This window comes from Nocardioides iriomotensis (assembly GCF_004168035.1).
GTDB classification, from domain to species: Bacteria; Actinomycetota; Actinomycetes; order Propionibacteriales; family Nocardioidaceae; genus Nocardioides_B; species Nocardioides_B iriomotensis.
Genome location: NZ_SDPU01000032.1, coordinates 84378 through 96950 on the forward strand (window position 1 = coordinate 84378; position 12573 = coordinate 96950).

Below are 12573 nucleotides of genomic sequence, written 5' to 3' on the forward strand. Positions count from 1 at the left end.
ATTCCATGATCCCGGGGTCGGAGCGCACGCCGGTGGACCTCGGCTCGCTCGAGCCGGGCACGCACCTGTGCGCGTTCCACCGCGACGAGAGCCAGCTGGCCCGGCTCGCGGAGACCTTTGTCGGGCACGGCCTGTCGGCCGGGGACCAGCTGCTGTACGTCGCGACCGACGAGCAGGCAGACGCGCTGCTGGGCGTACTGCCGGACCACGTGCACACCGCCGACGCCGCCGATGCCCTCGCCACCGGCCAGCTTCTGGTCCGCACGTTCGCGGACGCGTACGGCACGCGGCGGCCCGACGACCTCGGCACCGTCGCCGACGGGTTCCGGGCCGCGGCCGAGCTGGCCCGCAAGGACGGCTTCCCGGCGCTCCGGGTCGCCGCCCAGATGGACGGGCTCGCCCCGCTCCTCGGGTCCGCCGAGGAGGTGCTCCGCTGGGAGCGGATGTCGACGGGGCTGCAGCACGACCTGGGGGTCACCTCGGTGTGCCTCTACGACGTCGACCGGCTCGACGAGGAGCACATGACGTCGCTCGCCGGTGAGCACGACGGACTCTCTCCCGAGCGCGCGGAGACTCCGTTGGCCAGCTTCCTCGCGGTGGATGAGCCGTGGGGGCTGCGGATCAGTGGCGAGGTCGACCTCTCCAACCGGGACCTGCTCCATCGGGTGCTGGTGGCGCGGGCCGAGGTGATGCCACGGCTGCACCTCGACGTCCGGGGGCTGACCTTCGCGGACATCGGCTGCCTCCTCCGGCTTCACGCCGTCGCGGACGACCTGCCCGACGACGGCTGGCTGCTGCTGGACGGCGGCCCGGCCATCCTGCGCCACGCCCTCGACGTCTGCGGGCTGGGGCACCCGCGGTTGCGGCTGGCGCCATGACCAGCTCGATGACCGCCTCCCCGGCCACGCACACCGGCCTGTTCTACGGCAGCGACGGTCAGTACTCCCGCGAGGTGGGCCAGTTCCTCCGCGCGGGGCTCGAGCAGGGACATCGGAGCCTGGTCATCGCGCCCTCGAGCCGGGTGGACCTGCTGCGCGCCTCGCTGGGGCGTGCCGCGGCCGAGGTCAGGTTCATGGACGACAGCATCGGCTACGCGCCGCAGTGGAACGCCTACCGCGTGCTGCTCGACTTCGCGGCCGAGTCGCCCGGCGTCCGGTCGCGCGTGGTCGCGGAGCAGACACTGGCCGCCCGAGTCCCGGCCGAGGTGCTCGACTACCGCCGGCTCGAGGCGGCGGTCAACCTCGTCTTCGCCGACAGCCCCGTCGACGTTCTCTGCCCGTACGACGCCGGCTCGCTCCCGGCGCACCTGCTCGAGATCGGGCTCCGCACGCACGCGACGGTCCTGGCCGACGGCGACACCTCTCCGAACTCCCGCTTCGACGACCCGGCCGCGCTGCTCGCCGGCCTGTCCGCGGTGGTGCCGCCACCCCCGGACGCCACCACCGTCGACTGCTCGGGTCCGGCCGACGTCGCCCTGGCCCGGCGACTGGTGCGCACGCGAGGCACCGAGGTCGGGCTCGATCCCGAGGTGGTCGCCGACGTCGCCATGGCCGTGACCGAGGTGCTCACCAACGCCCTGCTGCACGGCGCGCCACCCACCCTCCTGCACGTGTACCAGGCGGGGCCCACCTGGGTCTGCCACGTGCACGATCGCGGTCGGGGGCCGGTGGACCCGCTCGCCGGCCTGGTCCCGCCGACCGAGCCGTCGGACCACGGCTATGGCCTGTGGCTGGCGCGGCAGCTCTGCACCGCGGTGGACGTCGGCCACGACCGGACCGGCACCCATGTCCGGCTGCACATGAGGGTCCCGCCCGGGAGCTCGGGCGCGCAGCGCTGACTGGTCCAGCCGGGCCCGCGGTCCGCGCGTCCGATACATTCGCGCCACGTGAGTGCCCAAGCCCCTTCCGCAGTCATCCTGGTCCGCGCCGAGCGGTTCGTGCCCAACCCGGCGACCGCGGCGGACAACGCCTTCCAGCACGACGCCCCGGCCGGGCAGTCCGTGGACGTGACGTCCGCCAAGGCGCTGGCCGAGATGGACGCCGTCGCGACCGCTCTGCGGGCCGCGGGTGTCCGCGTGCACGTCTTCTCCGACGAGGACCACACGCGGCCCGACAGTGTGTTCCCGAACAACTGGTTGTCGACGCACGCCGGCGGCTACGTCGCCGTCTACCCCATGTACGCGTCGAACCGTCGCCACGAGCGTCGCGCCGACGTGCTGGAGCTGCTGAAGTCGTCGTACCGGGTCCAGGCGATCGTCGACTACTCGGGCCTCGAGCCGGACGGCATCTTCCTCGAGGGCACCGGTGCGATGGTGCTCGACCACGTCTCCCGCGTCGCCTACACCGCCGTCAGCCACCGGGCCGACACCCACGTGCTGGAGCGGTTCTGCAGCGACTTCAACTACGAACCGATGGCGTTCGAGGCGGTCGACTCCGACGGCGTGCCGGTCTACCACACCAACGTGATGGCGTGCGTCGGGACCGACGTCGCGCTGATCGCGCTGGGCATGATCCCCGACGAGCACCGTCGCGAGCAGGTGCGTGAACGGCTGACCGTCAACGGCCGGAAGGTCGTCGAGCTCACCGAGCAGCAGGTCCAGGAGTTCGCCGGCAACGCCGTCGAGCTGTGCGGCCGTACGCCGGACGGTCGGCGTCGCTACATCATGGCCATGTCCGCCCGGGCCCGGCGCAGCCTGCGTCCGGACCAGGTCGCGGCCATCGAGGAGTCCTGCGAGATCGTCGCCGTGGACATCCCGACGATCGAGCTCGCGGGCGGGTCGGTGCGCTGCATGATCGCGGGCGTCCACCTCGACCGCCGTCCGACGCAGGAGCCGGAGCCGCTCACCGAGGCGGTCGAGGCGATCAACGAGGCCCACCCCGTGACCGCCGACGGCCAGGACGTCCTCGTCGACGCCTGACCGCGGCTACGAGCGGCCGTGCTGGCCGTCGGGGTGGAGCATCAGGTCGACCAGGGCGTCGACGTCCAGGTGCGCCGTCTCCGCCCCGGCCGGGACCGTGTCGAGCACGCCGCGCACGAACGCGCCCACCTCGCGGGCAGGGAGCATTCCGACGAGTGACCCGTCCGGGGAACGCAGCTCGATCACGACGACCGCGCGCCCCGCGTCGTCGAGGGACGGCGAGACCATCACGTCGCCCTCGCCCACGGGCTCGTGGAGCCCCCCGACGAGCAGCTCGCGGCCGAACGTCCAGCGCACCGCCGCCGGGCCGACGTACAGGTCCAACGCCACGGCCCAGGGATCGGCGGGGTCGTAGGACAGGGAAACAGCGATCCACCGCCGCTCGCCGTCGGGGAAACCCAGCCGTTCCATCGTCAGGTGTGCCTCGACGACGTCGAGCGTGGAGGAGTTGTGGTGGGAGTGCACGAAATGTCCTTTGCTGCTACTTGCGGGTTCCCACGTAGAACGACGAGACGCCCCTCATGACTCCCACCTGGACTGCGATTCGTGTCACCGCTCGGCGGTCGGCCCGCCTACTCCCGGGCGGCCGCGACGACGTACTCCGGCTGCTCGGACCACCAGCGGACCGCATCGACCCACGCGCCCGGCGCCGGTGACCCCTCCTCCCCCACGACCTCGTCGAGGAGGCCCTGCCGACCCAGCAGGTAGGCCCACGCCTCCCACAGGCTCGGCGTGGCCGGGCGGACGTCCGTCATCGCCTCGTGGACGGCCGTGCGGACGGCGGCAGCGGCGGCGCGCCGGTCGCTCTGCGTCAGGGCGGCGTTGCCGACCGCCCAGCTCGCCTCGATGGCGGCGTCGGGACCGAGGTCGAGGGATCCCTTCCGTGCAGCGATGGCCAGAAGGGTGTCGATGTTCCCCGGTTGGGCCAGGCAGACCAGCGCCGCCAACGTCTCGTGGACGCGCACCATGTCCCGGGCGGAGGCGGCGTCGACCAGCTCGCTGGTGTAGGCGTCACCGAAGGCCGGACCGTGCGGCGCGACCATGAGCAGCTCCAGGGCGTGGGAGCGTCGGTCGTCGTTCGTCTCGAGCGTGACCATGTGCAGCAGCCGCATCAGGTCGGGGTCCTCGGCTGCCTCGGGCCCGAGGCTCTGGCGCAGATGGGCGAGGACACGACCCCGCAGTGCGGCCACCAGCTTCGGGTGCATCGGGCCGTCACCGGCGACGATCGAGGCGACGGTCAGCTCCTCGGGCGCCATCCGCATCCGTGCCGCGATCCGCTCCCGCGAGGCCGGTGTCAGGGCGAGCAGCACGTCGGCGGCGCTGCGCCGGACCCGGTAGGGCTGCTCCTGGTCCGTCGCCAGCTCGTGGGCGCGCCGGGCCAGCGCGTAGGCGTCGTCCGGTCCGGCGCGACGCTCGCGAAGAAGCGTGGCGGTCGCGAAGAGGGCAGCCCTCGCGGCGTTCGGCGAGACCGGTTCCCGCAACGCACCCAGCAGCATCGTCGCCGTGCCGGGGTGATCGAAGTAGGCCAGCATGGACGCCGCCTCGGCGTACACCTGCGCGGACGGATCGGTCAGCAGGTCACCGGCCACCTCGAGCGCGGCATCGCGCCCCCGCGGGTGCCCGCTGAGGCGGGCGACGGCCTCGGTGCGGCGCAGGTACGGCGCACCGACGCCGGCCGCGCACTCGGTGAGGAGGCGGCTGAGCAGGCTGCGCCAGACGCTCCTCGGCGCCAGGACGTCCGGGATCTCCGCGACCGTGGCGGACAGGAAGTCCCAATCGGCCCCCGTCATCACCTCACCGGTGAGGCAGGCGTCGAGCAGCGGCGCCACCCCGGCCACGCGGTCCTCGGGCAGAGGTCGGGTCAGACGCGGCGTGTGGACACGGGGCCGCTCGTGGCGGTACACGAGGTCGACGGCCGTGACGAGGTTTCCGACCGGGATGCCGCACAGGTCCTCGTAGCGACGGACGAGGTCGTAGGTCGGCTCGGTGTGCCCGGACTCCCATCGCGAGACCTGCGACCGGTGCACGGCCGGGTGGACGTCGTCGCCCTGGGCGAACCGGCTCGCGGTCGTCCCGCGGCTGGTCGGGGAGTAGACGCGCGCAGAGCGCAGCAACCAGGCCGTCCCCGCCAAGACCATGGCGCGAGTATCCGACACGACCCCCCCTCTGCAGAGCTGTTGCACGAGCCCGGCGCGCCGCGCAACACCGGGCTGTCGCCACCAACCGCCACTCTAGAGTTCCGTTGTCCGGCCGGATGCTCGACGCGTTTCGTGGCGTCGGCTGCGTCGCCGTTCATCAGGTGCGGGGGACTTGATGAGCGGAGGGGCTGGCCGCCGATGCTCCGGCTCAGCGGCCAGCCCTGCGCGACGCTCCTAGCATGATCGGGTGGCCGACGACAGAGCCTCCGAGATCGCGCTGAACCGTGCGCTGTGGGCCGTCCTGAACGAGCGTTTCACCGACGCCGCCGCCGAGGAGATGTGGGCCCGGCCGGAGGCGGTGTGGGGTCTCTTCTCCGTCGCGGAGCGGGACCTGGGGGTCCTCGGGGACGTCCGCGACCTGGACGTGCTGGAGCTGGCCTGCGGTACGGCGTACTTCTCGGCGTGGCTCGCCCGCGCCGGAGCGAGCGTGGTGGCCGTCGACCTGTCCGGTGATCAGCTGGCCACCGCGCGGCGGATGCAGCGGCGGCGGGGTCCGGTCTTCCCCCTGGTCCAGGCGGATGCGGAGCGGGTCCCGTTGGCGGCGGGGCGGTTCGACCTCGTCGTGAGCGAGCACGGAGCGGCCGCGTGGTGCGACCCCGCACGCTGGCTGCCGGAGGCGGCCCGGCTCCTGCGACCGGGCGGACGACTGGTCTTCCTGACCAACAGCCACCTGTCCGCGCTGTGCGTCCCGGCCGGAGAAGGCGTTGCCGAGGAACGACTGGTGCGCGGTCAGCGCGAGGCCTACCGGGTGCAGTGGGACGGAGGAGGGATCGAGTTCCACCCCTCGCACGGGGACTGGGTCCGGCTGCTGCGCCGGGCCGGCTTCGTCGTCGACGCGATGCACGAGCTCTACGCGCCGCCGGACGGCGGGGACCATCCCTTCTACGAGATCGTGTCGGCCGCGTGGGCGGCCAGGTGGCCGGCCGAGGAGCTCTGGGTGGCCACGCGAGGGTGACGCTCGCCGTCCACCGGTTCCGGGGGAGGCCGGGCGCCACCGGCCCTTCCCACCCTGGGTGGGTGGCACGAAGCCAGGCCGCGGGCGCGAGCCCGTTTCCTCCCATCGCCGAGTACGCGTTCCTGTCCGACTGCGAGACGAGCTGCCTGATCGCCCCCGGCGGTGAGGTGGAGTGGATGTGCGTACCTCGGCACGACTCGCCCAGCGTGTTCGCGACGATGCTGGACCGCGGCGCGGGCTGCTTTCGCGTCGCGCCGTACGGCGTCCGGGAACCGACCTCGCGCCGTTACCTGCCCGGCAGCCTCATCCTCGAGACGACCTGGCAGACCGAGACCGGGTGGATGATCGTCCGGGACGCCCTGGTGATGGGTCCGTGGCACCACGTCGACGAGCGGGCGGCCCGCTACCGCCGGGTCCCCACCGACTACGAGGCCGAGCACTGCCTGCTCCGCACGATCCGCTGCGTCAGCGGCAGCGTGGAGCTGTCCGTGCTGTGCGAGCCGGTCTTCGACTACGGCCGAGGGCGAGCCGGCTGGGAGTACGACGGCGCCGGCTACGGCGAGGCACGCGCGACGTCCGTGGACGACGCCGCGGGGACGACGCTCCGGCTCACCACCGACCGTCGCCTCGGTATCGAGGGGTCGGCCGCGCACGTCCGCAGTCGCATGGTGGAGGGCGAGCAGGCGTTCGTCGCGTTGTCGTGGGCTGCGATGACGCCGGCCCGCACCTGGGCCGAGGCCATGCAGAAGCAGTGGCAGACCACGGAGTTCTGGCGGCAGTGGATCTCCATCGGCTCGTTCCCCGACCATCCCTGGCGGGAGCAGCTGCAACGCAGCGCGCTGACCCTCAAGGGGCTGACCTACGCGCCGACCGGGGCGCTGATCGCGGCCGCCACCACGTCGCTCCCGGAGGCGCCGGGAGGTCAGCGCAACTGGGACTACCGCTTCGCCTGGATCCGGGACTCGACGTTCGCCCTGTGGGCCCTGTACACGCTCGGGCTGGACCGGGAGGCCAACGACTTCTTCGCCTTCATCCGCGACGTCGCGGCCGAGGACGACCTGCAGCTGATGTACGGCATCGGCGGCGAACGAGAGCTGACCGAGACCGTCGTCGCCGAGCTCGACGGGTACGACGGTGCCAAGCCCGTGCGGATCGGGAACGCGGCCGTGCACCAGCGCCAGCACGACATGTGGGGCGCGATGCTCGACTCGGTGTACCTCCACGTCAAGTCCCGCGACCAGCTCCCCGAGACCCTGTGGCCGATCCTGCTGCGACAGGTCGAGCAGGCGGCGGCGCACTGGCGGGAGCCCGACCGAGGCATCTGGGAGGTTCGCGGGGAGCCCCAGCACTTCACCTCGTCCAAGCTCATGTGCTGGGTCGCCCTCGATCGCGGCGCCAAGCTGGCGCAGCTGCACGGGGAGGCCGAGTACGCCATGAAGTGGCAGGCGATCGCCGCCGAGATCCACGACGACATCTGCGCCAACGGTGTCGACGACCGCGGGGTCTTCGTGCAGCGGTACGGCGCGACCGCCCTCGACGCGTCGCTGCTGCTCGTGCCGCTCGTGCGGTTCCTCCCGGCCGCCGACCCACGCGTCCGCGCCACCGTCCTGGCCATCGCCGACGAGCTGACCACCAACGGACTCGTGCTGCGCTACCGGGTCGAGGAGACCAACGACGGCCTGCCCGACGAGGAGGGCGCCTTCACCATCTGCTCGTTCTGGCTGGTCTCGGCCCTCGTCGAGATCGGCGAGGTGGGACGCGCCAGTGCGCTGTGCGAGCGGCTGCTCGCCTACGCCAGCCCGCTGGGCCTGTACGGCGAGGAGATCGACCCCACCAGCGGTCGCCACCTCGGGAACTTTCCCCAGGCGTTCACGCACCTGGCCCTCATCAACGCGCTCATGCACCTCATCCGTGCTCGCGAGCGCCAGGTCGCCGGTCAGTTCACGCCCGCGCACCGGACCGGACGCTGAGCTCGTTCCGTCTGGTCACGACCCCGTGGCCCCGAGGTGTCATTGTGGGCCGCGGTGGCCGGGACTAGCGTTCCAAGACGGATGGCCGGCTCGTCGACCCCATGTCGACGTGCGGCCGCGCCCGGGCACGTCAACGGTCGTCTGTCACCGCGCCAACCGCTGGCGCGGCCGGTGAGCCGAGACGAGTCGCTCATGCCGTACGGAATCGTGCACCACTTCCCCGGGGGAACCAGAGAGCAGTACGAGGCGTCCCTCGCGGCCGTCCACCCCGGCCCGGACAAGCTGCCCGACGGCCAGGTCTTCCACGTGGCCGGCCCGTCCGCCGACGGCTGGACGATCATGGCCGTGCACGACTCGCGGGAGAGCTGGGAGCGGTTCCGCGACCAGACCCTGATGCCGGCGATGGAGGCCGGCATCGAGGGCGGCTTCACCGGCCAACCCGTGGAGACCACCTTCGAGGTGCACACGCTGCTGCCGGCACCGACGAACGGCTAGTCGTCCCACCGGCCGCGGCCACGAGGGGACGCGTCGCCATGCCCGAGTCAGCCCTGTCCCGGCTCGCCGGCCCCTGCGGGCTGGCCGCCGGCGTGCTCATCGTCGCCGCCCAGGCCGTGATGCTCCCGTTCGATCCGACGGACCACGTCGGCACCTCGACAGCCCCGGCGTTCCAGATCGGTGGCGTCGTCTACCTTGCCGGTTTCGTCGCGCTCCTCCTCTTCGCGGTCGCCTCGCACGGCTGGCACGAGGAACGCTCAGGCACGTTCGGCGTCGTCGCCACGGTCGCCGCCCTCGTCGGCACCTTCATGCTGGGCGGCGACCTGTGGTTCGAGACCTTCGCCATACCCTGGCTCGCCGACCAGGCTCCCGGCGCGCTCTCCACCGAACCCACGACCCTGCTCGCCCTCGGCGCGATCGCGAGCTACCTGCTCTTCGCGATCGGCTGGCTCCTGTACGGCGTCGCGGCCTTCCGTGCCCGGGTCTTCCCGCGCTGGATCGCCGTGATGGTCGCCGTCAGCGGCGTCCTGGGCTTCAACGCCCTGCTGTCGCCGTGGGCCATACCGCTCGGGCTGTCGGTGCTGTGCCTCGGCGTCTGGATGATCCGCCCGCAGCCGTCGACGGCCGCCCGGCCGGTCTCCGCCTCGCCGCAACCGCGGCCCTGACGGGGGTCGTGCCGTCCCTGCTTTGCCGCTCGGGTCAGCCGTGCGCCATGTCGACGAACCGGCTGTAGTGACCCTGGAACGCCACCACCACGTCGCGGGTCGGACCGTTGCGGTGCTTGGCGACGATCAGGTCGGCCTCGCCCGGACGGGTCGACTCCTTCTCGTAGACGTCCTCGCGGTGCAGCAGGATCACCATGTCGGCGTCCTGCTCGATGGAGCCGGACTCACGCAGGTCGGACATCATCGGGCGCTTGTCGGAGCGCTGCTCGGGACCGCGGTTGAGCTGCGAGAGTGCGATGATCGGCACCTCGAGCTCCTTGGCGAGGAGCTTGATCTGGCGGGAGAACTCCGAGACCTCGAGCTGGCGGGACTCGACCTTCTTGCCCGACGACATCAGCTGCAGGTAGTCGATCACGATGAGGCGCAGGTCGTGGCGCTGCTTGAGCCGGCGGGCCTTCGCGCGGATCTCCATCATCGTCATGTTGGGCGAGTCGTCGATGAACATCGGCGCCGAGGAGACCTCGCCCATCTTGCGGGCGAGCTTGGACCAGTCCTCGTCGTTCATGTGGCCGTTGCGCATGTGGTTGAGCGGGATCCGCGCCTCGGCCGAGAGCATGCGCATGGTGATCTCGTTGCGGGTCATCTCCAGGCTGAAGATGACGCTGGTCAGGCCGTGGTGGATCGAGGCGGAGCGGCAGATGTCGAGGCCCAGCGTCGACTTACCGACCGCGGGGCGGGCGGCGACGATGATCATCTGGCCGCCGTGCAGGCCGTTGGTGAGCTCGTCGAGGTCGGCGAAGCCGGTGGGGACGCCGACCATCTCGCCGTCGCGGTTGGAGATCGCCTCGATCTCGTCGAGCGTCGCCTCCATGATGTCGCTCAGCGGCGCGTAGTCCTCCGACGCGCGCCGGTCGGTGACGCCGTAGACCTCCGCCTGGGCGCGGTCGACGACGTCGTCGACCTGGCCCTCGCCGGCGTACCCCATCTGCGCGATGCGGGTGCCCGCGTCGACCAGCCGACGGAGGATGGCCTTCTCGCGGACGATCTCGGCGTAGTAGCCGGCGTTGGCGGCGATCGGCACGCTCGCCGACAGCGTGTGGAGGTACGGCGCGCCACCGACCTTGACCAGGTCGCCCCGGCGCTGCAGCTCGGCGGCCGTGGTGATCGGGTCGACCGGCTCGCCGCGACCGTAGAGGTCGACCATCGCGTCGTAGATGGACTCGTGCGCCGGGCGGTAGAAGTCCGTGCCGCGCACGGACTCGATCACGTCGGCGATCGCGTCCTTCGAGAGCAGCATCGAGCCGAGCACGCTCTGCTCGGCGTCGTTGTCCTGCGGCGGGGTGCGGTCGGCGTACCCGCTGGCGCCGCGACCCGGCTGGGCGACGTCACCGAGGGCGGCGAAGTCGTCCGCGGAGGGGGCGAAGTCGCCGTCGTAGCCACTCGTTGGTGCGGTGCTCACGCGTTGGGGCTCCCCTGTCGGCGGCGGCGGAAGATGCTGGTGGAACAGTCCCGGCAGGCACCGACAGTTCCGGGCCGAGGCTCCGGGTGCCGATCCCCTCGACCGGTCGGGTGACGGCAAGGTGGGGGCACCGGTGACCGTGGGTCCGGCGGGTGCGCGATCGCAGACATTACGGGCGCGGACCACGGGAGCGGAAGCCCGTTGTCCACAGGGCCTGGGGACAACTGTCGCGACGGTGTGGAACACGCCCACGAGGCATGTGCACAGGGTGGGGACACCGCTGTGGACGGGTCTCCTTGTGAACGTTCCACAACCCGCTGACCTGCGACGATGTCGTCCACGGAGTGTGCACGGAAGAAACCTTCGTTCACGTCTCGTTCACCGGATGGGTCATCCGCGGTAGCCCGGGCGGGGGCGCCGGGACCTCCTCCGTTCGGCTCGACTATGCACAGAAGAGGACTAGTTCTACACAAGCGGCGCGGCTCGTCCCGCGGGCCGGGCCACCGTCCGTGATGTGACACAGGCGTGAGGCGCTGTGGTCCTTACCTCGCCTAGGCTCTGACGGTGACCTCCGACCAGGGGATCGTGCCGCCCCGGACCCCGGCCCGGCCCGACCGCGAGATCCTGCGGCTCGCGGTCCCGGCCTTCCTCGCCCTGGTCGCGGAGCCGATGTTCCTGCTCGCCGACGCCGCGATCGTCGGGCACCTCGGCACGCCGGAGCTGGCCGGCCTCGGCATCGCCGGGGCGGTGGTGCAGACGGCCGTCGGCCTGTGCGTGTTCCTGGCCTACGGCACCACGGCGTCGGTGGCCCGGCGGATCGGGGCCGGCGACACCCGCGGCGCGTTGGCCCAGGGCATCGACGGCGTCTGGCTGGCGGTCCTCATCGGGTCGGTCACGACGCTGGCCGGCCTCGCTCTCGCCGGCCCCCTCGTCGCCCTCTTCGGCCCCGACCCGGTCGTCGAGGAGCACGCCACGACGTACCTGCGCTGGGCCTTCCTCGGCGTCGTCCCGCTGCTGGTCATGATGGCCACGACCGGCATCCTGCGCGGCCTCCAGGACACCCGGACCCCGCTGGTCGTCGCGGTCGCGGGAAACCTGGTCAACATCGTCCTCAACGTCGCCCTGGTCTACGGCCTCGACCTCGGCATCGCCGGCTCGGCGATCGGCACCGACCTGGCCCAGCTCGCCTCCGCCGCCGCGCTGGTCTGGGTCGTCGTCCGGGCCGCTCGCCGCGAGGGTGCCCCGCTGCGCCCGGACCTGCCCGGAGTCCGGCGCGCCGCCCGGGCCGGCGTCGCGCTGGTCGTGCGCACGCTCACCCTCCGCGCGTCCCTGCTCGTGATGACGTACGGCGCCGCGACGCTCGGCGCGGCCGCGACCGCCACCCACCAGCTCGCGATCACGCTGTGGACCTTCCTGGCGTTCGCGCTCGACGCCGTCGCGATCGCGGGCCAGGCCATCACCGGGCGGTACCTAGGCGCCGCCGACCTCGACGGCACCCGGGCGATGACCCGGCGGATGGTCCAGTGGGGCCTGTGGTCCGGCGTGGCGACCGGGATCGGGCTCGCCGCGCTCTCGGGCGTACTCGGTCCGCTGTTCACCGCTGACCCGGCGGTGCACGACCTGCTGGTGCCGGTGCTGCTGGTGGCCGCGGTCTTCCAGCCGGCCGCCGGGGTGGTCTTCGTGCTCGACGGCGTGCTGATCGGGGCCGGCGACGGCAGGTACCTCGCCTGGGGCGGGGTCGTCGTCCTGGCCGTGTTCGCACCGGTCGCGTGGCTGGCCGTCGCGCTCGCACCGCCCGGGCACGGGCTGACCTGGCTCTGGGTGGCGTTCGGGGTGGCGTTCATGGGCAGCCGCACGGCCGTGCTGCTGCACCGCGCCCGAGGCACCCGGTGGATGGTGACCGGCGCCTGAACG

11 protein-coding genes are annotated in these 12573 nt (G+C 72.3%); 8 read left to right on the forward strand and 3 right to left on the reverse strand.

The features are described 5' to 3' along the window. Window positions 1-5 precede the first annotated feature (5 nt). From ETU37_RS17495 to ctlX, 3 genes are read left to right on the forward strand one after another with little or no spacing between them, the layout of a single operon-like run. A complete protein-coding gene (locus ETU37_RS17495) occupies window positions 6-878 on the forward strand; it encodes an MEDS domain-containing protein (RefSeq protein WP_129988638.1) in 873 nt (290 codons plus the stop codon). Beyond that, entirely contained in the window at window positions 875-1837 is a 963-nt protein-coding gene (locus ETU37_RS17500; protein WP_129988639.1) for a sensor histidine kinase, read from the forward strand. The genes ETU37_RS17495 and ETU37_RS17500 overlap by 4 nt, the downstream gene beginning before the upstream one ends. Window positions 1838-1885: 48 nt before the next feature. Next, window positions 1886-2917: a citrulline utilization hydrolase CtlX gene (gene ctlX, locus ETU37_RS17505; RefSeq protein ID WP_129988640.1), complete on the forward strand. Its 1032-nt coding sequence runs from the start codon at window positions 1886-1888 to the stop codon at window positions 2915-2917. 6 nt (window positions 2918-2923) lie between these two features. Here ctlX and ETU37_RS17510 read toward each other — a convergent pair whose 3' ends face one another. Further along, window positions 2924-3382: an SsgA family sporulation/cell division regulator gene (locus ETU37_RS17510; RefSeq protein WP_240755803.1), complete on the reverse strand. Its 459-nt coding sequence runs from the start codon at window positions 3380-3382 to the stop codon at window positions 2924-2926. A gap of 107 nt (window positions 3383-3489) precedes the next feature. Beyond that, the gene (locus ETU37_RS17515; RefSeq protein ID WP_129988641.1) at window positions 3490-5055 is read right to left on the reverse strand and encodes a helix-turn-helix domain-containing protein; all 1566 of its coding nucleotides are present in this window, start codon (window positions 5053-5055) and stop codon (window positions 3490-3492) included. 247 nt (window positions 5056-5302) lie between these two features. On the opposite strand from ETU37_RS17515, the gene ETU37_RS17520 reads away from it, so the two are divergent. The 4 genes from ETU37_RS17520 (at window position 5303) to ETU37_RS17535 (ending at window position 9200) form a co-directional block, all read left to right on the forward strand. Further along, a complete protein-coding gene (locus ETU37_RS17520) occupies window positions 5303-6070 on the forward strand; it encodes a class I SAM-dependent methyltransferase (protein WP_206054010.1) in 768 nt (255 codons plus the stop codon). Window positions 6071-6132: 62 nt separating this feature from the next. Continuing rightward, window positions 6133-8040, forward strand: a complete 1908-nt coding sequence (locus ETU37_RS17525; RefSeq protein ID WP_240755804.1) for a glycoside hydrolase family 15 protein — start codon at window positions 6133-6135, stop codon at window positions 8038-8040. Between the two features lie 192 nt (window positions 8041-8232). Continuing rightward, complete coding sequence (locus tag ETU37_RS17530; RefSeq protein WP_129988643.1) at window positions 8233-8535, forward strand: hypothetical protein; 303 nt, start codon at window positions 8233-8235, stop codon at window positions 8533-8535. Between the two features lie 38 nt (window positions 8536-8573). Continuing rightward, window positions 8574-9200 (forward strand): hypothetical protein, encoded by a 627-nt coding sequence (locus tag ETU37_RS17535; RefSeq protein ID WP_129988644.1) that lies wholly within the window; start codon window positions 8574-8576, stop codon window positions 9198-9200. A 34-nt stretch (window positions 9201-9234) separates the two neighbouring features. On the opposite strand, the gene dnaB is transcribed toward ETU37_RS17535, so the two are convergent. After that, window positions 9235-10659: a replicative DNA helicase gene (gene dnaB, locus ETU37_RS17540; protein WP_129988645.1), complete on the reverse strand. Its 1425-nt coding sequence runs from the start codon at window positions 10657-10659 to the stop codon at window positions 9235-9237. A 564-nt stretch (window positions 10660-11223) separates the two neighbouring features. Here dnaB and ETU37_RS17545 point away from each other — a divergent pair. Then, the gene (locus ETU37_RS17545) at window positions 11224-12570 is read left to right on the forward strand and encodes an MATE family efflux transporter (protein ID WP_240755805.1); all 1347 of its coding nucleotides are present in this window, start codon (window positions 11224-11226) and stop codon (window positions 12568-12570) included. Window positions 12571-12573: the final 3 nt, after the last annotated feature.

Bases quoted from the DNA above. Each gene is read 5' to 3' on its own strand.
- ETU37_RS17515 (WP_129988641.1), bottom strand. From the start codon at position 5,055: ATGGTCTTGGCGGGGACGGCCTGGTTGCTGCGCTCTGCGCGCGTCTAC.
- ETU37_RS17535 (WP_129988644.1), top strand. From the start codon at position 8,574: ATGCCCGAGTCAGCCCTGTCCCGGCTCGCCGGCCCCTGCGGGCTGGCC.
- ETU37_RS17530 (WP_129988643.1), top strand. From the start codon at position 8,233: ATGCCGTACGGAATCGTGCACCACTTCCCCGGGGGAACCAGAGAGCAG.
- ETU37_RS17495 (WP_129988638.1), top strand. From the start codon at position 6: ATGATCCCGGGGTCGGAGCGCACGCCGGTGGACCTCGGCTCGCTCGAG.
- ETU37_RS17500 (WP_129988639.1), top strand. From the start codon at position 875: ATGACCAGCTCGATGACCGCCTCCCCGGCCACGCACACCGGCCTGTTC.